The organism is Kosakonia pseudosacchari, from assembly GCF_900184035.1.
GTDB lineage: Bacteria > Pseudomonadota > Gammaproteobacteria > Enterobacterales > Enterobacteriaceae > Kosakonia > Kosakonia pseudosacchari.
On the sequence record NZ_FXWP01000025.1, the window covers coordinates 433,424 to 458,632 of the forward strand.

At 56.9% G+C, this 25,209-nt stretch carries 26 protein-coding genes; 18 read left to right on the top strand and 8 right to left on the bottom strand.

Going from position 1 to position 25,209, the window contains the following annotated elements:
• Window positions 1–81 precede the first annotated feature (81 nt).
• The 8 genes from BN2591_RS20625 to hycI are packed head-to-tail and all read left to right on the top strand — an operon-like array spanning window position 82 to window position 7,336.
• On the top strand, window positions 82–690 hold the full coding sequence (locus BN2591_RS20625; RefSeq protein WP_086873867.1) for a 4Fe-4S dicluster domain-containing protein: 609 nt from the start codon (window positions 82–84) through the stop codon (window positions 688–690).
• The gene (hycC, locus tag BN2591_RS20630; protein ID WP_086873668.1) at window positions 687–2,501 is read left to right on the top strand and encodes a formate hydrogenlyase subunit 3; all 1,815 of its coding nucleotides are present in this window, start codon (window positions 687–689) and stop codon (window positions 2,499–2,501) included. The genes BN2591_RS20625 and hycC overlap by 4 nt, the downstream gene beginning before the upstream one ends.
• 2 nt (window positions 2,502–2,503) lie before the next feature.
• The gene (locus BN2591_RS20635; protein WP_086873669.1) at window positions 2,504–3,430 is read left to right on the top strand and encodes a respiratory chain complex I subunit 1 family protein; all 927 of its coding nucleotides are present in this window, start codon (window positions 2,504–2,506) and stop codon (window positions 3,428–3,430) included.
• Between the two features lie 12 nt (window positions 3,431–3,442).
• Entirely contained in the window at window positions 3,443–5,155 is a 1,713-nt protein-coding gene (gene hycE, locus BN2591_RS20640) for a formate hydrogenlyase subunit HycE (RefSeq protein ID WP_086873670.1), read from the top strand.
• Window positions 5,156–5,171: 16 nt separating this feature from the next.
• Window positions 5,172–5,714 (top strand): formate hydrogenlyase complex iron-sulfur subunit, encoded by a 543-nt coding sequence (locus tag BN2591_RS20645; RefSeq protein ID WP_045511023.1) that lies wholly within the window; start codon window positions 5,172–5,174, stop codon window positions 5,712–5,714.
• Window positions 5,714–6,478, top strand: a complete 765-nt coding sequence (locus tag BN2591_RS20650) for an NADH-quinone oxidoreductase subunit B family protein (RefSeq protein WP_086873671.1) — start codon at window positions 5,714–5,716, stop codon at window positions 6,476–6,478. The genes BN2591_RS20645 and BN2591_RS20650 overlap by 1 nt, the downstream gene beginning before the upstream one ends.
• Entirely contained in the window at window positions 6,478–6,888 is a 411-nt protein-coding gene (locus tag BN2591_RS20655; protein WP_086873672.1) for a formate hydrogenlyase maturation HycH family protein, read from the top strand. Before BN2591_RS20650 ends, BN2591_RS20655 begins: the two co-directional genes overlap by 1 nt.
• Window positions 6,881–7,336, top strand: a complete 456-nt coding sequence (gene hycI / locus BN2591_RS20660) for a hydrogenase maturation peptidase HycI (protein ID WP_017459277.1) — start codon at window positions 6,881–6,883, stop codon at window positions 7,334–7,336. The genes BN2591_RS20655 and hycI overlap by 8 nt, the downstream gene beginning before the upstream one ends.
• Window positions 7,337–7,372: 36 nt before the next feature.
• Here hycI and BN2591_RS20665 read toward each other — a convergent pair whose 3' ends face one another.
• Together BN2591_RS20665 and BN2591_RS20670 are read right to left on the bottom strand one after the other, a co-directional pair.
• Window positions 7,373–8,329, bottom strand: a complete 957-nt coding sequence (locus BN2591_RS20665; protein ID WP_017459278.1) for a sensor domain-containing diguanylate cyclase — start codon at window positions 8,327–8,329, stop codon at window positions 7,373–7,375.
• A 50-nt stretch (window positions 8,330–8,379) separates the two neighbouring features.
• On the bottom strand, window positions 8,380–9,300 hold the full coding sequence (locus BN2591_RS20670) for a LysR family transcriptional regulator (protein ID WP_086873673.1): 921 nt from the start codon (window positions 9,298–9,300) through the stop codon (window positions 8,380–8,382).
• A gap of 97 nt (window positions 9,301–9,397) precedes the next feature.
• Between BN2591_RS20670 and BN2591_RS20675 the strand changes: the two genes are divergently transcribed.
• A complete protein-coding gene (locus BN2591_RS20675; protein ID WP_086873674.1) occupies window positions 9,398–10,261 on the top strand; it encodes an aldo/keto reductase family oxidoreductase in 864 nt (287 codons plus the stop codon).
• Window positions 10,262–10,277: 16 nt separating this feature from the next.
• On the opposite strand, the gene BN2591_RS20680 is transcribed toward BN2591_RS20675, so the two are convergent.
• Both BN2591_RS20680 and BN2591_RS20685 read right to left on the bottom strand, forming a co-directional pair.
• Window positions 10,278–11,282: a LacI family DNA-binding transcriptional regulator gene (locus BN2591_RS20680; RefSeq protein WP_086873675.1), complete on the bottom strand. Its 1,005-nt coding sequence runs from the start codon at window positions 11,280–11,282 to the stop codon at window positions 10,278–10,280.
• Window positions 11,283–11,321: 39 nt separating this feature from the next.
• Window positions 11,322–13,181 carry a beta-glucoside-specific PTS transporter subunit IIABC gene (locus BN2591_RS20685; RefSeq protein WP_086873676.1) on the bottom strand — a complete coding sequence of 620 codons (1,860 nt, stop codon included), beginning with the start codon at window positions 13,179–13,181 and terminating at the stop codon, window positions 11,322–11,324.
• 231 nt (window positions 13,182–13,412) lie between these two features.
• Here BN2591_RS20685 and BN2591_RS20690 point away from each other — a divergent pair, with 231 nt between their 5' ends.
• The 8 genes from BN2591_RS20690 to BN2591_RS20725 all read left to right on the top strand — a co-directional run bounded on the left by BN2591_RS20690 (window position 13,413) and on the right by BN2591_RS20725 (window position 17,973).
• Window positions 13,413–13,727: an antibiotic biosynthesis monooxygenase family protein gene (locus BN2591_RS20690; protein ID WP_086873677.1), complete on the top strand. Its 315-nt coding sequence runs from the start codon at window positions 13,413–13,415 to the stop codon at window positions 13,725–13,727.
• Between the two features lies 1 nt (window position 13,728).
• Window positions 13,729–14,121 (top strand): amino acid-binding protein, encoded by a 393-nt coding sequence (locus BN2591_RS20695; protein ID WP_086873678.1) that lies wholly within the window; start codon window positions 13,729–13,731, stop codon window positions 14,119–14,121.
• Window positions 14,118–14,825 carry an ArsR/SmtB family transcription factor gene (locus BN2591_RS20700; RefSeq protein ID WP_086873679.1) on the top strand — a complete coding sequence of 236 codons (708 nt, stop codon included), beginning with the start codon at window positions 14,118–14,120 and terminating at the stop codon, window positions 14,823–14,825. Before BN2591_RS20695 ends, BN2591_RS20700 begins: the two co-directional genes overlap by 4 nt.
• A 114-nt stretch (window positions 14,826–14,939) precedes the next feature.
• A complete protein-coding gene (locus BN2591_RS20705; RefSeq protein WP_086873680.1) occupies window positions 14,940–15,302 on the top strand; it encodes a type II toxin-antitoxin system RelE/ParE family toxin in 363 nt (120 codons plus the stop codon).
• Window positions 15,290–15,589, top strand: a complete 300-nt coding sequence (locus tag BN2591_RS20710; RefSeq protein ID WP_086873681.1) for a helix-turn-helix domain-containing protein — start codon at window positions 15,290–15,292, stop codon at window positions 15,587–15,589. The genes BN2591_RS20705 and BN2591_RS20710 overlap by 13 nt, the downstream gene beginning before the upstream one ends.
• A gap of 5 nt (window positions 15,590–15,594) precedes the next feature.
• Complete coding sequence (locus BN2591_RS20715) at window positions 15,595–16,029, top strand: hypothetical protein (protein ID WP_143468274.1); 435 nt, start codon at window positions 15,595–15,597, stop codon at window positions 16,027–16,029.
• A 140-nt stretch (window positions 16,030–16,169) separates the two neighbouring features.
• Window positions 16,170–16,937 carry an isocitrate lyase/PEP mutase family protein gene (locus tag BN2591_RS20720; protein ID WP_086873683.1) on the top strand — a complete coding sequence of 256 codons (768 nt, stop codon included), beginning with the start codon at window positions 16,170–16,172 and terminating at the stop codon, window positions 16,935–16,937.
• Entirely contained in the window at window positions 16,921–17,973 is a 1,053-nt protein-coding gene (locus BN2591_RS20725) for a bifunctional transcriptional activator/DNA repair enzyme AdaA (protein WP_086873684.1), read from the top strand. Before BN2591_RS20720 ends, BN2591_RS20725 begins: the two co-directional genes overlap by 17 nt.
• 75 nt (window positions 17,974–18,048) lie before the next feature.
• Here the strand turns inward: BN2591_RS20725 and BN2591_RS20730 are convergent, their stop codons facing one another.
• The 4 genes from BN2591_RS20730 to ascF form a co-directional block, all read right to left on the bottom strand.
• Window positions 18,049–19,878: a glycoside hydrolase family 15 protein gene (locus BN2591_RS20730; protein ID WP_086873685.1), complete on the bottom strand. Its 1,830-nt coding sequence runs from the start codon at window positions 19,876–19,878 to the stop codon at window positions 18,049–18,051.
• Window positions 19,879–19,944: 66 nt separating this feature from the next.
• Window positions 19,945–20,838, bottom strand: a complete 894-nt coding sequence (locus tag BN2591_RS20735; protein ID WP_086873686.1) for an SDR family oxidoreductase — start codon at window positions 20,836–20,838, stop codon at window positions 19,945–19,947.
• Window positions 20,839–21,005: 167 nt separating this feature from the next.
• Window positions 21,006–22,430 (bottom strand): 6-phospho-beta-glucosidase, encoded by a 1,425-nt coding sequence (locus BN2591_RS20740; protein WP_086873687.1) that lies wholly within the window; start codon window positions 22,428–22,430, stop codon window positions 21,006–21,008.
• Between the two features lie 20 nt (window positions 22,431–22,450).
• The gene (ascF, locus tag BN2591_RS20745; RefSeq protein WP_086873688.1) at window positions 22,451–23,893 is read right to left on the bottom strand and encodes a PTS cellobiose/arbutin/salicin transporter subunit IIBC; all 1,443 of its coding nucleotides are present in this window, start codon (window positions 23,891–23,893) and stop codon (window positions 22,451–22,453) included.
• A 265-nt stretch (window positions 23,894–24,158) separates the two neighbouring features.
• On the opposite strand from ascF, the gene BN2591_RS20750 reads away from it, so the two are divergent.
• Window positions 24,159–25,172 (top strand): LacI family DNA-binding transcriptional regulator, encoded by a 1,014-nt coding sequence (locus tag BN2591_RS20750; RefSeq protein WP_086873689.1) that lies wholly within the window; start codon window positions 24,159–24,161, stop codon window positions 25,170–25,172.
• Window positions 25,173–25,209 lie beyond the last annotated feature (37 nt).

The window sequence follows — 25,209 nt, forward strand, 5'->3', positions numbered from 1 at the left end:
GTGTCGAAGTGACACATCGCGCGACACGTTTCGTCATAAATGACCGCCCGTAACCAGGGTGAATCACCTGAGGATTTGCTGGTGAACCGTTTTGTAATTGCCGATTCGGCGTTATGTATTGGGTGCCATACCTGCGAGGCTGCCTGCGCCGAAACGCACCGTGCGCATGGCCTGCAGGCGATGCCGCGGCTGCGTGTGATGCGCAGCGAAAAAGAGTCCGCGCCGCAGCAGTGCCACCACTGTGAAGACGCGCCGTGTGCGGGCGTTTGTCCGGTAAACGCGATCAACCGCGTTGATGGCGCGGTGCAGTTAAATGAAAGCTTGTGCGTCAGCTGCAAGCTGTGCGCGATTGCGTGTCCTTTCGGCGCGATTGAGTTTTCCGGTAGCCGCCCGCTGGATATTCCCGCCAATGTTAACTCGCCCAAAGCGCCCGCCGCGCCGCCTGCACCCGCGCGAGTCAGCACGTTGCTGGACTGGGTACCCGGTGTGCGGGCCATTGCGGTGAAGTGCGATCTCTGCCACTTCGATGCAGAAGGCCCGGCCTGTGTGCGGATGTGCCCGACCAAGGCACTGCATCTGGTTAATAACCGGGATATCGCCAGAGCCAGCCGTCGCAAACGCGAGCAAACCCTCAATACAGATTACGGCGATTTATCGCTGTATACGCAGCTAAACCGGAGCGCGAAATGACTATCCTCTCTTTGTTAAGCGCTGCTGTCGCGGTGCTTACTTGCGCCGCCATGTTGGCCTATCTGTTTATGCCGTTTAAAGCGTTAAGCGGTCTGTTTGCCGGGCTTGGCGGCGCTATCGGCTGCGCAATGACAGCGGCCTGTGGCGTGATGGCGTTAACAGACACCGTTACGGTGAGCGGCATGATACCGCTGATTCAGTATCACATTCTGGTCACTCCACTGAGTGCCATATGGCTGATAACGCTCGGCGTTTGCGGCGGTTTCGTTAGCCTGTTCTCCATTTACTGGCATCATCATGAAGCAGTGAAAGCCAACGGTTTGCTGATGAACTTGCTGCTGGCTGCGGCGCTGTGCGCGGTGAGCGCGGCAAACGTCGGCGCACTGGTGATCATGGCGGAAATCATGGCGTTGAGCGCGGTGTTCCTCACCGGCTGTAGCAAATCCGGCAAGCTGTGGTTTGTCATGGGTCGCTTCGGTACGGTACTGCTGGCGGTGGCCTGCTGGCTGCTGTGGCAGCGTTACCAGACGCTGGATTTTGCCCTGCTCGCCACCCACGCGCTCGACAGCGACATCTGGCTGCTCGGGGTGATCGGGTTTGGCCTGCTGGCCGGGATTATTCCGCTGCATGCCTGGGTGCCGCAGGCGCATGCCACTGCGCCCGCACCGGCGGCGGCGCTGTTTTCCACGGTGGTGATGAAAGTCGGTTTGTTCGGCATTTTGAGCCTTTCACTGCTCGGCGGCCAACCGCCGCTGTGGTGGGGCGTTGCGCTGCTGGTATTCGGCATCATGACTGCCTTTGTTGGCGGGCTGTATGCCTTGATGGAGCATAATATCCAGCGCCTGCTGGCATACCACACGCTGGAGAACATCGGCATTATTCTGCTCGGCCTGGGCGCTGGCGTGACCGGCCTTGCGCTGCAGCAACCTGTTCTTCTGGCGCTGGGGCTGACCGGCGGCCTGTATCACCTTTTCAACCACAGTCTGTTTAAAAGCACGCTGTTTCTCGGCGCGGGGACACTGTGGTTTGGCACTGGTTATCGCGATATCGAAAAACTGGGCGGCATCGGTAAAAAGATGCCGGTTATCTCGCTGGCAATGCTGGTCGGGCTGATGGCGATGGCGGCGCTGCCGCCGCTCAACGGTTTTGCCGGTGAGTGGGTGATTTATCAATCCTTCTTTAGTTTAAGCGCCAGCGGTCATTTCCTGCTGCAACTGCTGGGGCCGCTGCTGGCGGTTGGCCTGGCAATTACCGGCGCGCTGGCGGTGATGTGCATGGCGAAAGTCTATGGCGTCACTTTTCTTGGCGCGCCGCGTAGCGCTCAGGCGGAAAACCCACGTTCCATTCCCTGGTTAATGACTGGCGTGGTCGCCGCGCTGGCCATTTGTTGCGTTATTGGCGGTGTTGCCGCGCCGTGGCTGATGCCGCGCCTGTTTGCCGCCGTACCGTTGCCGTTGCAAACGGCAAATACCGTGGTGTCGCAACCGATGATTGCGCTGTTGCTGATTGCCACGCCGCTGCTGCCGTTGCTGCTGATGATGCTGTTTAAAGGCGATCGCCTGCCTGCCCGCCGTCGCGGTAGCGCCTGGGTGTGCGGTTACGATCACGAAAGATCAATGGTGATTACCGCGCATGGTTTCGCCATGCCGGTGAAAGCGGCCTTTGCCCCGGTGCTGAAGCTGCGCAAATGGCTGGAGCCCCGGCTTCCTGTCCCCGGCTGGCACGGTGATAGCGCGCCGGTGCTGTTTCGCCGGCTGGCGCTGATTGAGCTGGCGGTGCTGGTGGTAGTGGTGATTTCACGAGGAGCCTGATGATGAGTTTTCTGTTTGCTTTACTCCAGGCGCTGGTGTTGTTTGCCGCAGCGCCGCTGCTTTCCGGCATCAGCCGCGTGGTGCGTGCGCGTTTACACAACCGGCGCGGGCCGGGCGTGCTGCAGGAATACCGCGATCTGCTGAAACTGCTGGGACGGCAAAGTATTGCTCCGGCGGCGTCGGGCTGGGTATTTCGCCTGACACCGTTTGTGATGGTGGGCGTCATGTTGACCGTCGCGACCGCGTTACCGGTGGTGACGATTGCCTCGCCGCTGCCGGAACTGGGCGATCTGATCACGCTGATTTACCTGTTCGCCATTGCCCGCTTTTTCTTTGCCATCGCCGGGCTTGATACCGGCAGCCCGTTTACCGGGCTAGGCGCGAGCCGTGAAGCGATGCTCGGTGTGCTGGTCGAGCCGATTTTGCTGCTTGGCCTGTGGGTGGCGGCGCTGGTCGCCGGTTCCACGCACATTAGCCATATCACCAATGCCGTTTATCACTGGCCGCTATCGCGCAGCATTCCTCTGTTGCTGGCGCTGTGCGCCTGCGCGTTCGCCACCTTTATCGAGATGGGCAAACTGCCGTTTGATCTCGCGGAAGCGGAGCAGGAGTTGCAGGAAGGGCCGCTGTCTGAGTACAGCGGCAGCGGTTTTGCCGTGCTGAAGTGGGGCATCAGCTTAAAACAGCTAGTGGTGCTGCAACTGTTTGTTGGCGTGTTTCTGCCCTGGGGGCAGATGACCACCTTTAGCGCCGCCGGTTTGCTGCTGGCACTGGCGATCGCCGTGGTGAAACTGGTCGCTGGCGTGCTGATTATTGCCCTGTTTGAGAACAGCATGGCGCGTTTGCGTTTTGTTGCTACTTCGCGCGTGACGTGGGCCGGTTTCGGCGTCGCCTTTTTAGCCTTCGTCTCCTTGCTGGCGACGTATTAAGAGAGTTTGAGCATGTCTGAAGAAAAAATCGGTCAACACTATCTTGCCGCCCTGCACGAGAAATTTCCCGGCGTGGTGCTGGATGAAGCGTGGCAGACCAAAGACCAGATTACCGTCACCATCAAAGTGAACTACCTGCCGGAAGTCGTCGAGTACCTGTACTACCAACAGGGCGGCTGGCTTTCCGTGCTGTTTGGCAACGACGAACGCAAACTGAACGGTCATTTTGCCGTTTATTACGTGCTGTCGATGGAGCAGGGCGTCAAATGCTGGATTACCGTGCGTGTGGAAGTGGATGCGCTGAAACCAGAATACCCGTCAGTAACACCGCGCGTACCGGCGGCGGTGTGGGGCGAGCGCGAAGTGCGCGATATGTACGGTCTGATCCCGGTAGGCCTGCCGGATGAGCGCCGCCTGGTGCTGCCGGATGACTGGCCGGATGAACTCTACCCGCTGCGTAAAGACAGCATGGATTATCGCCAGCGTCCGGCGCCGACCACCGATGCGGAAACCTACGAGTTTATTAACGAGCTGGGCGATAAGAAAAACAATGTGGTGCCGATTGGCCCGCTGCATGTGACCTCGGACGAACCGGGCCATTTCCGCCTGTTTGTTGATGGCGAGAATATTGTCGATGCCGACTACCGCATGTTTTACGTCCATCGCGGCATGGAGAAGCTGGCGGAAACCCGCATGGGTTACAACGAAGTCACGTTCCTTTCCGATCGCGTCTGCGGTATCTGCGGTTTTGCCCACAGCACGGCCTATACCACGTCGGTTGAAAACGCGATGGGCATCGTGGTGCCGGAACGCGCGCAGATGATCCGCGCCATTTTGCTCGAAGTGGAACGCCTGCACTCGCACTTGCTCAACCTGGGGCTGGCCTGCCACTTTGTTGGTTTTGACTCCGGATTTATGCAGTTTTTCCGCGTGCGCGAAGCCTCCATGAAAATGGCGGAAATCCTCACCGGGGCGCGTAAAACCTACGGTCTGAACCTGATTGGCGGTATCCGCCGCGACATGTTGAAAGACGACATGATCCAGACGCGCCAGTTAGCACAGCAGATGCGCCGCGATGTCACCGAGCTGGTGGAGGTGCTGATGAGTACGCCGAACATTGAGCAGCGCACCGTGGGCATTGGTCGCCTCGATCCGCAAATCGCTCGCGATTTCAGTAATGTCGGCCCGATGGTGCGCGCCAGCGGTCACGCCCGTGATACCCGCGCCGATCACCCGTTTGTCGGTTACGGTCTGCTGCCGATGACCGTGCATTCCGAACAGGGCTGCGATGTGATTTCACGCCTGAAAGTGCGCATCAACGAAGTGCTGAGCGCACTCAATATGATCGATTACGGTCTGGATAACTTGCCTGGCGGCCCGCTGATGGTGGAAGGCTTTACCTATATTCCGCACCGTTTCGCGCTCGGTTTCTCTGAAGCGCCGCGCGGGGACGATATTCACTGGAGCATGACCGGCGATAACCAGAAACTTTACCGCTGGCGCTGCCGCGCGGCGACGTACGCCAACTGGCCGACGCTGCGCTATATGTTGCGCGGTAACACGGTTTCCGACGCACCGCTGATCATTGGCAGCCTCGACCCTTGCTACTCCTGCACCGACCGCATGACGGTGGTGGATGTGCGCAAGAAGAAAAGTAAGGTCGTGGCTTACAAAGAGCTGGAGCGTTACGGGGTTGAGCGTAAGAACTCGCCGTTGAAATCGTGAGGGGAGAACGGTAGCGATGTTTACCTTTATCAAAAAAGTGATCAAAACCGGCACGGCAACCAGCGATTACCCGCTGTCGCCGATGCCGGTCGACAAAAACTTTCGCGGCAAGCCGCAGCACAACCCGCAGCAGTGCATTGGCTGTGCAGCCTGCGTCAACGCCTGCCCGTCGAATGCGCTGTCGGTAGAAACCGATCTCGCCACCGGCGAGCTGGCATGGCAATTCAATCTGGGGCGCTGCATCTTCTGCGCCCGTTGCGAAGAAGTGTGCCCGACGGCCGCTATCACGCTTTCGCAGGAGTATGAACTGGCGGTGTGGAACAAAGCCGATTTCCTGCAACAGTCGCGCTTTGAACTGTGCCAGTGCCGCGAATGCGCCCGGCCATTCGCGGTGCAAAAAGAGATCGACTACGCCATCGCGCTGCTGGCGCATAACGGCGATAGCCGGGCAGAGCTGCACCGTGAAAGTTTTGAAACCTGCCCGGAGTGTAAGCGCCAGAAGTGCCTGGTGCCGTCCGATCGTATTGAATTGACCCGCCATATGAGAGAGGCCAGCTAATGAGCCAGCTGTTAGGTCCGCGCGATGCGGACGGTATTCCGGTACCGATGACGGTGGAGGAGTCCATCGCCAGCATGAAAGCCTCGCTGCTGAATAAGATCAAACGTTCCGCCTATGTCTACCGCGTGGACTGCGGCGGTTGCAACGGCTGCGAAATTGAAATTTTCGCCACGCTTTCGCCGCTGTTCGACGCTGAACGCTTTGGTATCAAAGTGGTTCCGTCACCGCGCCATGCCGATATTCTGCTGTTTACCGGGGCGGTAACCCGCGCGATGCGATCGCCTGCGCTGCGTGCCTGGCAATCTGCGCCGGATCCCAAAATCTGTATCTCCTACGGCGCGTGCGGCAACAGCGGTGGTATCTTCCACGACCTGTACTGCGTGTGGGGCGGCACCGATAAAATTGTGCCGGTGGATGTTTATATTCCCGGCTGCCCGCCAACGCCCGCTGCCACACTGTATGGTTTCGCCATGGCGCTGGGCTTGCTGGAGCAGAAAATCCATGCTCGTCTGCCGGGTGAGCAGGACGACCAGCCAGCCGAGATTTTGCACCCGACAATGGTGCAGCCGCTGCGCGTGAAAGTCGATCGCACCGCCCGTCGGCTGGCGGGTTACCGCTACGGTCGTCAGATTGCCGATGACTATCTGCGTTTGCGAAGCATCGGCGAACATGAAGTGGTGAACTGGCTGGCGCAGGAAAACGATCCGCGCCTGACCGAGATTGTTAGCCATCTGAACCAGGTGGTGCAGGAGGCGAAAATCTGATGGGCGAATCGGTGGTCTTTAGCCAGTTGCGGCGTAAATTTATCGACGAGAACGACGCTACACCCGCACAGGCGCAGCAAGTGGTTTATTACAGCCTGGCTATCGGCCACCATTTGGGGGTGATCGACTGCCTGGAAACGGCGCTCTCCTGCCCGTGGGATGAGTACCTGGCGTGGATCGCCACGCTGGAGGCGGGCAGCGAGGCACGGCGCAAAATGGAAGGCGTGCCGCGCTATGGCGAAATTGTTATCGACAGCACGCACGTGATGCTGCTGGCAAACGCGTTTGATCGGGCGCAGGCGCGGCAAAATGCGCAGCAGCTCGCCTGGAGCAAAGCGCTGCTGTCGATGCTGCATGATATCCATCAGGAAAGCGCCATCTATTTAATGGTGAGGAGATTACGTGACTGACGTATTGCTGTGTGTCGGCAACAGTATGATGGGCGACGATGGCGCAGGCCCGCTGCTGGCGCAAATGTGCGCCGAAAACCCGCAAGGTAACTGGCAGGTGATTGACGGTGGCAGCGCGCCGGAAAACGATGTGGTCGCGATTCGCGAACTGAAACCCTCACGGCTGCTGATTGTCGATGCGACCGATATGGGGCTCAACCCTGGTGATATCCGCGTGGTGGACCCGGATGACATTGCCGAAATGTTCCTGATGACCACCCACAATATGCCGCTTAACTACCTGATTGATCAGTTGAAAGAAGATATCGGCGAGGTGATTTTTCTTGGAATTCAGCCGGATATTGTCGGGTTTTACTACCCGATGACGCCGCCGGTAAAAGCTGCGGTGGAATGTATCTACCAGCGGCTGGCGGGCTGGGAAGGTAACGGCGGTTTCGACAATCTGTAAACGGTGCGCCGGTTGCCCGGCGCAGTCATTTAACAACTAACGACGACGTTTTTCCGCGTACATCACTTTGTCGCAATCTTCCAGCATGTCGCGCAGCGTGGCGTATCGACTGCCGCCATTTTCAATAATGCCGTGCGAATAGTTGATGTGGTAATTCTTACCGGACAGATGGTCGATGGCATCCATCCGCGATTGCAGATCGAATAAAAACGCATCCACGTCATTTACGGCGAGATTGCCCAGCAGTACGGCAAATTCCCCGCCGCCCAGACGCGCGGCGATATCCTGCTCTTTCAGGCATTTCGTCAGGTTACTGGCGAAGATTTTTACCACCTCATCGCCCTCTTTGCTGCCCAGCAACTCATTGATGGCTTTCAGATTATCAATACTGAAATAGAGCAGGCTGAAGGGTTTTTTATGCTCTTTTAGCCACGCGAAACGCTTCTCGCCGGTGCGGTAAAAACCGCGATTGTTTGGCATCCCGGTCAGGCTGTCGGTCATCGCCATACTGAGGATCAAAAACTCATCTTCCACGATGGCGGCGAAGTCGAGCAGGGTGTTGATTTCCGCGCTGGAGAACGGGCGCGGATAGGTATCAATAATACAAATCGTCCCGGCAATAGCCCCGTCCGGCAGACGCACCGGGCAGCCTGCGTAAAAGCGCACCCAGGGCTCACCAACGACAAACGGGTTATCGGCAAAACGCGGATCGGCGAGGGTATCTTTCACAATGAAAGTCCCCTCTTCGAGGATGGCGTGTGCGCAAAAGGAGAGATTGCGCGGTGTTTCGTGGGTGTCGACACCGCTGCGCGACAGCAACCACTGGCGATCGCGATCGAGCAGGCTGATGACCGCGATCGGTACGTCAAAGGTGGTCTTCGCCGTACGGGTTAACCGGTCAAAGCGCTCATCGTCCTTTTTATCAAGCAAATCCATCATGTATAGCGACTTCAGCCGCTCGATTTCATTGACTGGCATGGCCGGAAAGATCATAGCTCACCCTCGCTCTGTTCTGTTTCCTAAAGTGTAGACAGAACTTCTGATCATCGCGTTATATATCCGTAACTTGCCTGCCCGCGCACAAAATCGATAAACGCCTGTAGAGGCGCAGGAATTAGCCGCCGGGAGTTGTAATAAAGATACGGGCCGTTAAACGACAGCCACCAGGGTTCCAGCACCGGGATCAGTTCACCGCGTTCAATCGGCGCGCACAGCCACTCTTCAAACAGATAGATAACGCCACTACCGGCAATGGCAGCCTGCACGCCCAGATCCATCGCCGCGCCGACGCTAACCACTAAGGCGCCATTGACCTGTACGCGCAACGTTTCACCATCGCGTTCGAACTCCCACTCCGGCATCACGCCGCTGGCGTAGCGCCCGCGAATGCAGTTGTGAGTAATCAGATCGCGTGGATGTTGCGGTATGCCATGTTGCTGCAGGTAATGGGGGGAGGCGGCGGCGACAAAACGCTGGCGACGCGGGCCGATGGGCAGCGCGACCATATCCTGCTCCAGACATTCGTCATAGCGGATGCCGGCATCACAACTGTCGCGAAAGACATCCTGCACGTTACTTTCGGCAACGATTTCCAGTTGAATGTCCGGATATTGCGCCAGAAAGGCGGGAACAATGGCGGGCAGCACCAGCCGGGCGGCGCTGACCGGCACGTTCAGGCGCAGCGTACCGCTGGGGGTTGAGCGGTAACGGTTAATGGCGTCGAGCGCCGCGTCCACTTCGCTCATCGCCGGTTGCAGTCGCTCCATCAGCGCTTTACCCGCATCGGTTAGCGCCACGGTGCGGGTAGTGCGGTTAAACAGGCGCACGCCGAGCTGCTGTTCAGCGCGGCGCACCGCATCACTCAGGCGGGAAGGGTTGGTGCCGGTCACGCGCGCGGCTTCGCGAAAGCCTCCGGCGTTGGCGACCGCCACAATGGCGTTCAGCAGGGCGAAGTCCAGCTTCATTGTTCGGTTAACCGTACAGTGTGTATGAATTTCAACGGATTGTTGCACAGCAACGATGCTCCTACAATCTGTTTACTTAATGCACAGGAGGTACTCCATGTCTCAATCCTCACTTACCTTTCGTCTGGGCGATCGCCAGGTTGGTCGCCTGGGTTATGGTGCAATGCAACTGGCTGGCCCTGGTGTATTTGGGCCACCTGCTGATGAAGCGAAAGCGCTGCAGGTGCTACGCGATGTGATTGCCGCAGGCGTGAACCATATCGACACCAGCGATTTTTACGGCCCATATGTCACCAATAAATTGATTAAGCAGGCGCTGTATCCGTACCCGGATGATCTGTGCATTGTCACTAAAGTCGGCGCGCGCCGTGATGACAAAGCCAACTGGCTGCCCGCATTCAGCGCTGAAGAGCTAACGCAAGCCGTTGAAGATAACCTGCGAAATCTCGGCCTCGACGTGATGGAAGTGGTGAATCTGCGCGCAATGTTTGGCGTGCATGAGCCGGAAGAGGGGCCGCTTGAAGCGCCGCTGGAGGCTTTGATTAAGCTGAAAGAGCGCGGGCTGATTCGCCATATTGGTCTGAGCAACGTGACGGCAAAACAGGTAGCCGACGCGCAGAAAATGACGCCGATTGTCTGTGTGCAGAACCTCTATAACGTGGCGAATCGCCATGATGACGCGCTGATTGATTCACTGAACGCGCAAGGGATCGCCTATGTGCCGTTCTTCCCGCTCGGCGGTTTTACGCCGTTGCAGTCAGGCGAGTTGAACGAGGTGGCGCAGGCGCTTGGCGCGACGCCGATGCAGGTGGCACTGGCCTGGCTGTTGCAGCGCTCGCCGAATATTCTGCTGATCCCGGGCACTTCTTCGCCGCAGCATTTGCAGGAAAACCTCGCCAGCGCGCAACTTACCTTGCCGCCGGATGCGCTGGCGAAACTCGACGCTATCGCGCAGGCGTAATCAGAAACTGCCCGGTTTACCGGGCAGTTTTATGCGCAATCACCGACTCACGACACACCAGTTCGCCCCGATGGGCGCAAATAGTTGCAGCCTCTGGCAGCAGAACCCTCTCGATGGCGTTACGGATCATCTCCTCCATCGGAACATGGATGGTGGTCAGCGACGGGTTGTAATACTTGCCGATAACCGAATCATCAAACCCGGCCAGCGACACATCCTGCGGCAGCCGCAACCCCGCTTCATAACAGGCTTTCGCCACGCCAATCGCCATATCATCATTCCCGGCCAGCACGCAGGTAAACGGCACGTTGCGCGCCAGCAGTTCTCGCCCCGCCTCATAACCGCTATCGGTGCTCCAGCTACCGCGCACCAGCAGTTGCGGGTCGGGTTCAATTCCGGCGTTGCGCAGGGCTTTACGATATCCGGCTAAACGGCGCTCGCCAGTGGGAGAGGCGTCAGAACCGGCAACAAACGCAATGCGCGTATGCCCCTGCGAGAGCAGGTAGTCCATCATCGTTTCACAGCTTTGCTGGTGATCGACAAACACGCACTGGCTGCGGTGGCGGGTAAGTTCCCGGTTGATCACCACGATCGGCGTCGGGTTGCGTTCGATGATCTCATCAAGTTCGGCGACCGACAGGTATTTGGGATAGATCATGATTGCTTCGCAGCGCAGCGACAGCAGCAGATCGATGGCGTCGCGCTCTTCCTGCGCGCTGTGTTTACCGTCTGCCAGCACCAGTTGGCGGCTGTGCAGCTCGCTGTTGGTCGCCGCGTGGTAAATCATGCTGGAGAAAAACGGGCCGTTATACAGCCCGTTGGTAATGACCAGCCCGACAGAGTTGGTTTTATTGTTGGCAAGATTGCGCGCCAGCTGATTAGGGCGATAACCCGTTTCGGCAATCGCCTGCATAATACGGGCTTTCACTTCCTCGCGGACGAAAACTTTGCCGTTTAGCGCGCGCGATACTGTCGCTTTGGAGACGCCGGCAAGCCTGGCGACATCCAGTATCGTTACCATCGTTCAACCTCACTGTTGTTATTATTGCGGCGGTTAGTTTCAGGCCAGCGACATCAGCGGAACGCCCGCGCTGACAGCGCCCTGCGACTGATGGCGAGTGAGCGTAAACGCCTCGCTATTGACCACCAGCACGGGGGTCGTCAAGTCGTAACCTGCCTGCTCAATATGTTCTTTATCAAAGGTCAGCAGCGGTGTGCCGGCGCTAACCCGGTCGCCCTCTTTGACCAGCGGCGTAAAAAATTGCCCCTGCAGATTAACGGTGTTAAGCCCAACGTGAATCAGCAATTCCGCGTCATTATCACATATCAGGCCAATGGCGTGATGAGAGTCGATCAATGTTGCGACCTGTGCATCACAAGGGGCGACAACTTTACCTTCATGCGGGATGATGGCGATGCCATCGCCCAGCACTTTTCCGGCAAAGGCTTCATCCGCCACGCTTTCCAGCGCAATCACTTCACCTTTAATGGGGCTGAGCATTTGCAGGGAACCGACGGTCAGCGGCGCGTTTTTTTCATCAGAAACCACGGCGTCAACCGGATCGTCAAAACCGGCAAACTGCACCATCACAATGGTCAGCACAATTGCGGTGCCCGCGCCCACCAGTTCGCCAATAAACGACATTGGCGCATCCGGGCTAATCGCGTTGACTAGCGTGAACAGGCCCGGCAATGCGGCATAAGCATAGTAGAGGCTGCCAAACAGGCTGGCGACGACTGCACCAATCGCGCCGCCAATACAGCCGCAGATAAACGGTTTTTTAAAGCGCAGCGTCACGCCATAAATCGCCGGTTCGGTAATGCCGAAAATCGCCGTCACGCCCGCTGACAGCGAGGTTGCCTTCAGTTGCTTGTTACGGCTTTTGATAAACACACCAAACACTGCCGCCATCTGGCCAATCACCGCAATGGTTTGATACGCCTGGAAAGAGTCATAGCCCTGAGTATCGAAGTTGGCCATGATCACCGGCGTAATGCCCCAGTGCACACCAAAGATCACAATCACCTGCCAGACGCCGCCGATAATTGCCGCCGCCAGCGCCGGTGCGGCGTGGAACAGCGTGTTATAACCGTGCGCGACACCCAGCGCAGCCCAACTGGTGATCGGGCCAATCACAATCAGCGTCAGCGGTACAATCACCACAAAGCAGAGTAGTGGCGTAAACAACGGGCTTACCACTTCAGGCAGCCATTTTTCTACCCGGCGCTCAAACCACGACAGTGCCCAGACGAGGAACAACGGCGGCAGAACCGACGAGGTGTAAACCGTTTCCGCCAGCGGGAAAAAGAGGAATTTCACTTCACTGCCGCTGGCGATTTTCCCGGCCATCGCCGTCCACTCCGGATTGATTAACGCGCAGCAACAGAGCACAGCAATAAAAGGGTTACATTTAAAATGGCGCGCGGCGGTAATCGCGATAAATACCGGCAGGAAAGCAAACGGCGTCCATGACATAAAGTTCAGCACGGCAAACGTGCCGGAAGATTTGATCTCTGCATCGGCAAGACCCAGCAGGATCAGCACACCCTGTAAGATCCCGGCGGCGGCAAGAATGTAGACAATTGGCGCGAATACCGCCGACATGGTGGCGATCACCGCATCCAGCCAGCGTGTTTTCGGCGGTGCCGTGTTGCCATCTTTCTCTTTCACCATGCCGCTCAGGGCGTTAAACACATCGGCGACGTGGGTGCCAATCACCACCTGAAATTGTCCACCGCTTTCCACCACCGCTATCACGCCCGGCAGGCTTTGGATATTGACTTTCGCCGTGTCAGGCGTTTGATTCAATACCAGGCGCAGACGCGTGGCGCAGCGGGAGAAATTATTGATGTTCCCTTCACCGCCGACCTCGCGGAGGATATCACTCGCTAACTTGTTGTAATCCCTGATAACGGCCATGTTTATTTACCTTTTATTACCGGAAACTGAGTCGGTGTAACTGCCTGAAACCGGTTTCATGCTAACCTGGTAAACTTCACCTGCAACCGGTTTCATGGAGATCTGCGAGCCAAATCACTTCCCGATTTGTATTAGGGAGAGGCAATCGACAGGCATATTTCGTTGGGGGACGAAGCGTGGATCCGGCGTCTGCGCAACACTGGCGGCTCATTATTCATGAGGAGCCACTTTATGATCGCCGTACTTTTTGAAGCCGATATCGCCGCAGGCAAACAGGCGCGTTACCTGCAATTAGCCGCAGAACTCAAGCCCGTACTGGCCGACATCGACGGGTTTATCGCTATCGAGCGTTTTCAGAGCTTAAGCCGCGAAGGAAAGATTTTGTCACTGTCATGGTGGCGCGATGAAGCCTCAGTGCACGCCTGGAAAAGCAATGTGCTGCACCAGGCGGCCCAGCGTGAAGGGCGGGACGCCGTTTTTTCCTCCTACCGCATCCGTGTTGCCACGGTTTTTCGCGATTACGCATCAACCCCGGAGAAGCCATAATATGTACGATATTCACGTTATCCTGAATAATGCGCCGGGCGCGCTGGCACAGCTTGGCGAAACGCTCGGGAAAAATGGCGTCGGGCTGGAAGGCGGAGGGGTCTTTACCGCAGGCGATCACTGCCATGCGCACTTTCTTGTGGCCGATGGCGAGCGTGCCCGTGAAGCGTTAACCGAGGCCGGTTTCCCGGTGCATGCGGTGACGTCGCCGGTTATTCGCAAACTCAAGCAGGAACGACCTGGCGAGTTAGGCGCAATTGCCCGCACGATCGCGCAACATAATATCAATATCCTTGTGCAATACAGCGACCATGACAACCGGTTGATCCTGATCACCGATAACGATCCGCTGGCGCGGGAAGTAACACAACGATGGGACGTACAACCGTTATGACCAGCTATGAACGACGCGAAACGCGGGAGGAGCCGCATCTGCTGGAGGAGACGCTCTCCGGCCTTGCCAGCGCGATGGCGGAGCCTTCCCGGGCGAAAATGCTCTGCGCGCTGATGGACGGGCGGGCGTGGACTGCAACCGAGTTGAGCGCGGTGGTGGATATTGCCGCGTCAACGGCTAGCGCGCACCTGGCAAAACTGCTCGCCAGCGGGCTGCTGGTCTGCGTTTCGCAGGGGCGGCACCGCTACTACCGGCTGGCAGGTAGCGATGTCGCCGCGCTGCTGGAAACGATGATGAGCGTATCCATGCGCGGTGCGCAGGTTCCTGTCACCCGCACGCCACAGGCGCTGCGCCATGCCTGTACTTGTTATGACCATCTTGCCGGTGAAATCGCCGTTGGCGTGTATGCGTTTATGCAGCGCGAAGGCTGGATCGCTGACGATGGCAGCGCGGTAACGGATTTAGGTAAACGTAGCCTTGAGAAGATTGGCGTTACCCTCGATCCGCGCACCCGGCGTAAACCCTGTAGCGCCTGTCTGGACTGGAGCGAGCGGCGTTTTCACCTCGGCGGCGATGCCGGCGCGGCACTGCTGATTGCTTTTGAACAGCAGGGTTGGCTGCGCAGAACCCTCGGTTATCGTGAAGTCACGGTAACCGAAGAGGGAAAAACTGCGTTTTATCGGGTGTTCGGTGTGAAAGGGTGAAAAGGTGAAAAGAAAATTGTCGACACGCCTTCAGGAATGACTACACTTCTCTTGATTGCATAGCTTACAGGCTATAACTTCCCTTCATAGCAAGAAAGCTATGAGGGAAGAGCAATGTGGCAAGTGATTACGACGGAGCGTTTTGACGTGTGGTTTAGCATCCAGCCAGAACGGTTGCAGGATGAGATTTTAGCCGTTTTCAGGATCCTCAGTGAATTTGGCCCGCAGCTTGGCCGTCCTTATGTTGATACTGTAAAAGGATCAACCTATAGCAATATGAAAGAGTTGAGGATCCAGTATGCAGGTTCTCCCGTACGCGCCTTTTTTGCGTTCGATTCTACGCGGCGGGCTATTGTTTTGTGCGCCGGAGATAAAACGGGCGTTAACGAGAAACGGTTTTATAAAGAGATGATAAAAATTGCCGACGCAGAGTTCAGAAAACATATGCGAAATAAGGAGTTAACGTGGCAACCTTAGACGAACTTTTAGCGAAACGCAGTCCTGAAAGCCAGGCGCGAATTGAAGTGCGTGTTGATGAACTGCGCCGCAATATTGTATTGAGCCAGCTACGTGAAGAATTAAATATCTCCCAGACCGAGCTTGCCGTAGTCATGGGCGTCAAACAACCGACACTGGCGAAAATAGAGCAGCCTGGCAACGATCCCCGCCTTTCTACTCTCAAGCGCTATGTCTCTGCATTAGGCGGTGAGTTAAGCATTGATATCACATTGCCGACGGGCAAACGCGTTGCATTTCATATCTGATATTGATGCCAAAAACCACTACTACGTTGCCGGATGGCGCTTTGCGCCTTATCCGGCCTCCACGACGTAGCATTGATTTTATGAGGAAAAATGCGTTCCATTTCAGTGGCTTTAGTTTGGGTTCTTTTTACCGCGATGATGGGCGCTGTTTTGGTAACGATGATTTCCTCAGCCGAAAAATCAACAAAGACCCGCTGCAGACTGAAACGCAGATCGTCACTTTTTTCTTCAGAACACCGAACGATTCAGGCAAGGTCGAAATTGTGATGACCCGCACCTTCACGGCAAACGGCCAAACCTATAGCAATAAGAATCAACCGCTGACTATCAACACCCTGGACCTCGATAGCTCCCCTTGGAAACGCGGTTCCAGCAATCTCTTACCGCAACGATCCGAGCGCAGCAAAATCGCGTATTACCCCCAACGTCTGAGGCAATGATCTTTGCTCTGCGCCGGGTAAATTAATTGCCAGCCAAAAACGGCTTCTGCCTGAGATAAAAAAATGGTCGTCCGATTTTCGGTTGTGAGGCGTAGACAGCAAACGCCACACTGACTGCACTTAACCTCCTGGAGACGACTATGGATTTCACCGCTTTTCACCAGCAAACCACACCATTCCTGCTTGCCAATGTCTGGGACGCAGCCAGCGCGCAGGCGGCAGAGCAGGCCGGGTATCAGGCGATGGGCACCTCCAGCGCCGCCATTGCCGCGATGCTCGGTTATGATGACGGCGAACAGATGCCGTTTGCTGAACTGCTGTTTATGGTGAAGCGCATTCGCGCCGCCTGCGATCTGCCACTCAGCGTGGATATGGAAGCCGGTTACGGCGAAACCGCACAGGCGATTGCCGATAACCTGCAACAACTCATACAGCTCGGCGTGGAGGGTATCAATCTGGAAGATAGCCGTGTGGTTAATGGCGAACGGCAACTGCTTGAGGCCACGCCATTCGCCCGGCAGTTACGGGAAATTCGCGCGCAATTGCCGGGTACGTTGTTTTTAAATATCCGTACCGACACCTTCTTGCTGAACGGAAAAAATGCGCTGGCAGAGACGCTGTATCGCGGGCAGTTATATGCTCAGCACGGCGCGGACGGTCTGTTTGTGCCTGGCGTGTTGCAAAACGCGGATATTACAGCACTCGCGCAACAGATCCCTTTGCCGCTCAATGTGATGTGCGTTCCGGGGCTGGCAGGGTTCGCCGAACTGGCCACGCTCGGCGTGCGCCGCATTTCGATGGGCAATTTTGTTCATGCCGCGTTACAAACGCAGCTGAAAAACATACTGTTGAGCGTGCAGACACAGCAATCCTTTGAGGGCGTTTTCCACTATGCAAATCACGGATAAAGCGCAGTGCGATATCTGGTATCAGGCGCTGCTCGATCGCGCTTCTGAATATACCGGTCTCTTTTTTGTCGGTGTCAAAACCACCGGGGTTTTTTGTATTTCCGTCTGTCGCGCGCGTAAACCAAAGCGGGAAAATGTGGTGTTTTTCCGCGAAATGAAATCAGCGCTCGATGCCGGTTTCCGCCCGTGCAAAGTGTGTCGGCCAACGGAAAATGCCTGCTCGGCCCCGGGCTTTATCGAGCAGGCAGTAGCGCTGGTCCGCGCCCATCCTAAAATGCGTATCAGCGACACGCTGCTGCGCGATCAGGGCATCAGCCCGGAGCGCGTGCGCCGCTGGTTTTTACAGCAACATGGCATCACGTTTCAGGCTTTTCAGCGCATGTCGCGGGTAAATGTCGCGCTTCAGGAGTTGAAAGGCGGGCGCAGCGCCACCGAAGTTGCCTTTGACAGCGGTTATGAATCGCTCAGCGGTTTTGGTTATACCTGTAAAAAACTCACTGGCGCGCCACCGAGCGTCGGGCAGCAGGTGATCATGATCCACCGTTTCACTACACCGATTGGCCCGATGTTTGTCTGCGCCACGGAACAGGGCGTGTGTCTGCTGGAGTTCGTGGATCGGCGCATGCTGGAGACCGAATTCAGCGACCTACAGCGCTTGTTGAAAGCGCTCATTATCGCCGGAGAAAACCTGCATACCCGGCAGGCGGAAAAAGAGATCGGCGAGTATTTCACAGGTGAACGCCAGCAGTTTTCGCTGACGCTGGATCTGCCCGGCAGCGCGTTTCAGCGCCGCGTGTGGCAAGGCTTACAAACGGTGCCGTACGGACAGACCACACATTATCAGGCGCTGGCGGAGTCACTTGCACAACCCACCGCCGTGCGTGCTGTTGCGGCGGCCAATGGCGCAAACCGGGTGGCGATTGTCATTCCTTGTCATCGCATTATCGGTAAAGATGGCGCGATGACCGGCTACGGCGGCGGTATCGCACGTAAAGCGTGGTTGATCGCGCATGAGAAAAACCACCTCAGGCAGTAGCCGTGTTTACCCTTTTGGCAGAAAAACCTGCGGTTGCGGGCTGAGAACGCAAGCACGTTTGCCGCTCCTGCCGGTTCATGGGCGTGATGATGAGCCGTGTTCGGTAATCGCCTGGGCTGCGCAAATCAGCGCCAGGTGGCTTAAACCCTGCGGCAGGTTGCCGCTCCACTTGCCCGTGCGAACATCAAACATCTCATTAAACGTTTCGACATTGCCTTTATCGCAAAGGGCGTTGAGGATCGCGTCCATGGCCGCTTCGGCTTTGGTTGTCTCGCCCATCGCTGCCCAGGCTGCGGCCAGCCAGAACGAACAGGCGACAAAGGTGTTCTCTTCCTGTTCGACGCCGCTGTAGCGGTAGACCAGTGCGCCGCCGTGACCCAGCTCGTCTTCAATAGCCCGGTAAGTGGCCAGCATGCGCTCAGGGTTAACCTGTTGGCCATAGCGATAAACCAGCGCCAGTGAAGCATCAAGCCGATCTTCACTCTCCGGGTAGAAGAGGTAAGCCTGTTTGCGCTCTGACCAGCAATGGGTTTCTATCCAGTCGCGGATGCGATCCCGCTCGCGCTCCCAGCGCCCGACCCACGTTGGCTCGATATATTTCTCTTTCGCCATCAGCACGGCCATATCCAGCGCCAGCCAGCACGCCATCTTGGAGTGGGTATAATGTTGCAGCTCGGGCAGTTCCCAAATCCCGCAATCCTTTTGCCGCCAGTGATCGGCGCAGCAGTTTGCCAGCTCACCCAGCAGCCGCGACGTGGTGAGATCCAGCACATGGCCCGCTTCCACGAACAGTTCCGCCGTTGCCAGCATGTCGCCATACATGCTGAGCTGTAGCTGGTCGCGCGCGTTGTTCCCCACTCGCACCGGCTTTGAATTTTTGTAGCCCCGCAGTGCCGGGTACGTTTCACAGGGCACTTCATCCCCTTCGAGGGTGTAACAGGTCTGTAGCCTGACCCCGTGGCGAATAATGGTTTTTGACAGCCACGAGAAAGCGGCTTTGCACTCTTCAAGCGCCCCCAAAAACGCAAACGCTTTAATAATCAGGCAGGCATCGCGGATCCACGCATAGCGATAGTCGTAGTTTTTCTCGCCACCCATCCCTTCCGGAATAGAGGTTGTCGCCGCCGCCGCAAGCGCGCCGGTGGGGGAATACCAGAGGAATTTCAGCGCCAGCGCGGAACGGCCAACATGCCCGGCGTAGCGTCCTGCATAGCTCAGGCTTTTTGACCAGTCGCACCAGGCGGTGTGGCTGGTTTCAATGCGCGCGTCGATAGCCTCAAGACTCGGGACTGCCAGCGGCTCTTTCTCGGTCACCAGCAGGGCGACTAACCGCCGTTGACCCGCCGAAACCGTAACATGGCCGTTAACCTGCTCATCGTCGGCGTCGGTGATGTTGACCTCTTCGCTGGTGCGCAGCATCGCCATTAAATCGGCGATATGGTAGACGTTGCCGTGCGCGGTTTTGTTCATCCACGGCGAACAGGTTTCCGCTCGTGTGCCGAAACGGACTTTCAGCGTTAAGGCTACTTCGCCTTCCAGACCTTCAATCCGCCGCGCCAGCTCGCTCCACGGCAAGCGTCCGGCGAGCGTACTGTTAATGGATTCGGTGAGTAACACTTTGCCGCTGGCGGTAGTGAAGGTGGTTTCCAGCACATTGCTGTCCTGCCTGTAGCGTCGCGTCACGGTGTAAGGTTGCTGTGGCTCGAGCTGAAAAAAACCGCCGATCTCCGGATCGAGCAGGCGATCAAACAGCGGTGGGGAATCAAGGTTTGGCGCGCACCACCAGTCGATTGACCCGTCGGGAGCGATAAGGGCAACCGAGCGCCCTTCGCCAATCGCGGCGTAATCGCCGGGTTCGGCAAAGCCATCCTCCCGTACAGGAGAGTGAGAAATTGTGTTCTTCACGGTGTTGCGATCCTTACCAGAAATGGCCGCCAGACGGCGGCCATACAGAGTGGAAGCGGGAGTGAGTTACAGCGTGCCGGTACCGCCATCAGAACACCACACCTGCCCGGAGGTGTAGCTACTTTCCGCCGAGGCCATGGTGACATACAGCGGAGCGATTTCCACGGGCTGACCAGGGCGGCCCAGCGGTGCGCTGGCCCCGAACTGCTGCACTTTTTCCTGCGGCTGACCGCCGCTCGACTGCAGCGGTGTCCAGTAAGGGCCTGGCGCCACCGCATTGACGCGGATGCCTTTTTCACCCAGCTGCTGCGCCAGCGATTTGGTGAACGCCACTATCGCCGCTTTGGTCTGCGCATAATCCAGCAGAATCGGGCTTGGCTGGTAGGCCTGCACCGAAGAGGTGTTAATAATGCTGGCACCGCGCGGCAGATGTTCCACTGCGGCTTTGGTTATCCAGAACATCGCATAGACGTTGGTTTTAAAGGTGGCGTCAAAATCCTCGGTCGAAAGTGTCAGGATTGACTCGTTAAACTGCTGGCGACCGGCGTTATTGACCAGAATATCCAGCCCGCCCAGTTTGGCGACCGCCTCTTTTACCAGCGTCTGGCAAAACGCTTCCGAGCGGATATCACCCGGAATGGCGATGGCTTTTCGCCCTTCGGCTTCGATCAGTTTGATCACTTCGGCGGCGTCGGATTCCTCTTCCGGCAGGTAGTTAATCGCCACATCCGCGCCTTCGCGGGCATAGGCAATGGCAACTGCCCGGCCAATGCCGGAGTCGCCGCCGGTAATCAGCGCTTTGCGGCCCGTTAAACGGCCGGAACCCCGGTAGCTGGTTTCACCGTGATCCGGCACGGGTTTCATTTTGCTGGCAAGACCCGGCGCGGGCTGCGGTTGTTCGACAAACGGAGGAGTAGGATAGTGCGGTGCTAGCGTGGTTTTAGGGCTTTGCTCTGCCATGCTTTCTCCTTCAGACGTTGTTATACACGTCATTAAGCCTGGCATAGATGTGAGCGTTGTCACGCTATCAAGCGGTAAACCAGCGTTGAGAAAAGTCTGTAAACAGCGGGGAAAGGACGGGCAACGACGACATGCATTCGTGTTGCCCGTCTGGTATGGCGCGGTGTTTAGTCGAGATCGGCCCCGTTGCTGGCGATCACTTTCTTGTACCACCAGAACGATTTTTTACGGCTGCGTGCCAGCGTGCCGTTACCGGCATCATCGCGGTCAACATAGACAAAACCGTAGCGCTTGCTCATTTCGCCGGTCGATGCCGCCACAAGATCGATACAGCCCCAACTGGTGTAACCGATAACCGGGATACCGTCTTCAATGGCGTCGCCCATCGCGCGGATATGCTCACGCAGGTAGCTGATGCGGTAATCATCTTCCACTTCGCCGTTGGCGTTCAGTTCATCTTTCGCGCCCAGGCCGTTTTCCACCAGGAACAGCGGTTTCTGGTAGCGGTCGTACATCATGTTCATGGTGATGCGCAGACCCAGCGGATCGATGCCCCAGCCCCATTCGCTCACTTCAATGTGCGGGTTACGCAGTGATTTCACGATGTTGGCGGCGCTGGTGTTGTTGGCGTTCATATCTGCCGACGCACAGCGCGAAGCGTAATAACTGAAGGAGACAAAATCGACGGTGTTCTTCAGGATCTCGTCATCACCTGTCTCTTTCAAAATGGTGACGCCTTTTTCGCGGAACACGCGCGCGGAGTAGGCCGGATAGCTGCCGCGCGCCTGCACATCGATAAAGAACAGGTTTTCGCGATCTTTTTCCAGCGCCGTCCACACATCGGCCGGTTTGCAGGAGTAGGGGTAGAAATTCCCGCCCGCCAGCATACAACCGACCTGGTTATGCGGGTTCACTTCATGGGCGATTTTGGTTGCCAGCGCGCTGGCAATCAGCTCATGGTGTGCCGCCTGGTATTTCACCTGATCCTGGTTTTCCCCCTCTTCGAACACCAGCCCGGCGCCGGAGAACGGGCTGTGCAGCATGATGTTGATCTCGTTGAAGGTCAGCCAGTATTTCACCAGCCCGTCAAACGCTTCAAAGCAGGTGCGCGCGTAACGGGTGAAAAACTCCACCATTTTACGGTTACGCCATGAGCCGTATTCAATGACCAGATGCATCGGCACATCGAAGTGGCACAGCGTGACCAGCGGTTCGATATTGTACTTTTTGCACTCTTCAAACACCGCGCGGTAGAAGGCGATCCCTTCCGGGTTCGGCGTCAGTTCGTCACCTTTCGGATACAAGCGGCTCCAGGCAATCGAGGTACGAAACACCGAAAACCCCATCTCCGCCATCAGCGCGATATCTTCTTTGTAGCGATGATAAAAATCGATCGCCTCGTGGCTTGGGTAAAATTCGTCATCGCGCAGCGTAAAGCGTTTTTCCTGCCCCAGTTTCACTGGCAGACGGTTTGCGCCGTGCGGGATCATATCCACGGTGGTCAGCCCCTTGCCGCCCTCCAGATAACCCCCTTCCGACTGGTTGGCGGCAAGCGCGCCGCCCCATAAAAATCCTTGCGGAAATACTGACATGCGTTACCTCGCTTTCTTAATCAGGCTCGTGCTTCTTTTACAGTGACTGGCTCAGCCGCTTGCGGTTTGTCACTGGTTTCTACGGGAATATCTTCAAACCCGAGCAGCAGCGTCAATACGAAAGACAATACTACCGCCAGCGCCATCACGCCAAACACCCAGACAATGGACATTGGGTTGGCCGGGTCGAAGAACTGCACGCTGGTAAATAATCCCGGTGCCGCCATCGAGTGGCTGGCCAGCCCGGCGATACCCGCGACCGCGCCGCAGACAAAACCGCTAATTAAACTCGCAATCAGCGGGCGTTTCAGACGCACCGCCACACCGTAGAGCGCCGGTTCAGAGATACCGGCCAGAATCGCGGAAGCCGCTGCCGCCATCGCGGTCTGACGCAGTTCCGGGTTTTTAGTTTTCCATGCCACCGCCAGCGAAGAGCCGCCGAGCGACAGGTTCGCGCCGATTTCCGACGGCATGACCATGCCCTCTTTGCCGGTTTCCGCGATGGTCTGAATAATGGTTGGGGTGAACACACGGTGCATACCGGTCATCACCAGCAGCGGCCACAACGCGCCCATAATGGCAACGGAAAGCCAGCCGAGATAGCCGTGAATGGTGTAGACCAGCGCGGAGATCGCGCTACCGATCCAGATACCGAGCGGGCCAATCAGCACAATCGCCAGCGGCGCGGCAATCAGCACGATCAACATCGGTTTTAAGAAGTTTTTCGTCACCGCCGGTGTAATGCGATCCACCCAGCGTTCGATATACGACAGACACCAGGTCATCACCAGCGCCGGGATCACCGTATAGGTGTATTTCACCGCCGTTACCGGAATCAGCGCGAACTCAACATGCTCGCCCTGCGCGGCTTTCGCCATCAGATCGACAAAGCTCGGATGCACCAGCACCCCGGCGATGGCGATCGCCAGCGACATATTGGTTTTGAATTTCACCGCCGCAGAGGCCGCCACCATTAATGGCAGGAAGAAGAAAGCACCATCGCCAATCACCGTCAAAATCGTCAGCGTGGAGGAGCCTTTTGGCAACGCGCCGGACATCTCCAGCACCATTGCCAGCAGTTTAACCATCGACCCGCCGATGATCGCCGGGATCAGCGGCGACATGGTGCCGATCAAGGCATCAAGAATGCTCGCGCCAATGCGGCGCAACGTCAGTTTTTGCTTCGTCTGTACTTCAACCGGCTGCATATCTTGCGGCAGCAGGCTGACCACTTCGCGAAACGCCTGGGAAACCGTGTTGCCGATAATGACCTGGCACTGATTGTCGTTGCGTACCACACCCATTACGCCGCTGACGCTTTTAAGCGTTGGCGCGTCGATACGGGTTTCGTCTTTCACTACAAAGCGCAGACGCGTCATGCAGTGCGTTACAGCGGCGATATTCTCGGCTCCGCCCAGCGCGTCCACCACCGAGTGGGCCAGCGCGGCATAATTCTTTGCCATCAGATTTTATCCTGTTCTATCAATAAGGTACGGATTCATCGCCGCATTATTGCAGCCATGAAACATGAAATAGGTAACCGGTTCCACAAAATCATGATGAGTTTCATTGCATGAAACAATAGATAAAAAGCGGTTATTTCTATAATCGTGATGGTGATCACTTAATGCTGTGCGGGCGAAATGTGTATCTGTCGGGGTTAAGTGTTCCCATCATCGCAACGCCTGAAGTACACTTCGGGTCACGATTTTTGCAGGGGTAGGATCGATGGCGACAATGCAGGAAGTAGCCAAGCGGGCCGGCGTGTCGAAAGCCACCGTGTCCCGCGTGCTGACAGGCAAAGGGTATGTCGGCGAAGAGACGAAAGCGCGTGTCTTTCAGGCCATTGCCGAAAGTGGTTATCGCCCGAATTTACTGGCGCGCAGCCTGGCTTCCAGCAAAACCCAAACGCTCGGGCTGGTGGTCACCAACACCCTCTATCACGGCGTTTACTTTAGCGAGCTGCTTTCCCACGCCGCGCGCATGACCGAAGATAAAGGTCGCCGGCTGCTGCTGGCAGATGGCAAACACAGCGCCGAAGAGGAGCGTCAGGCGATCCAGTACCTGCTCGATTTACGCTGTGACGCGATCATTATTTATCCGCGCTTTCTTAGCGTTGATGAACTCGATGAGATTATCGACAACCATTCGCAGCCCATCGTGGTGCTCAACCGCCGCTTGCGTAAACACGCCAGCCACTGCGTTTACTCTGACCAGAAAGCCTCCAGCATGAGCGTGGTGTCGCGGCTTATCTCCCGTGGCCACCGCGATATTGCGTTTATTACCGGTTCGCTGGATTCTCCCACCGGTATCGAACGTTTATCAGGCTATAAAGACGCGCTGGCCCAGCACGGGATCGAGGTGCGTAATGAGTTGATCGCCGAAGGAAAATGGACGCCAGCCAGCGGCGCGCAGGGCGTGGCGGAGTTGCTCTCCCGCAAGGCGACCTTCACCGCGCTGGTGGCGAGCAATGACGATATGGCCATTGGCGCGATTAAACAGTTGCATGAAAGCCAGCTTGCGGTCCCCCGGCAGGTGTCGGTGGTGGGGTTTGATGATATCGCTATTGCGCCATTTACCGTGCCGGCGCTCTCCAGCGTGAAAATTCCGGTCACCGAGATGATCAAAGAGACGATTAACCGCTTGATCTTTATGCTCGATGGCGGCGATTTTCACTACCAGCAAACCTTTCCCGGCGAGCTCATCACTCGCGATTCCATTATTAATGGCCCGCACGCCTGATCTCGTCAGCTGTCATCGTCACTTCTGACGATGACAG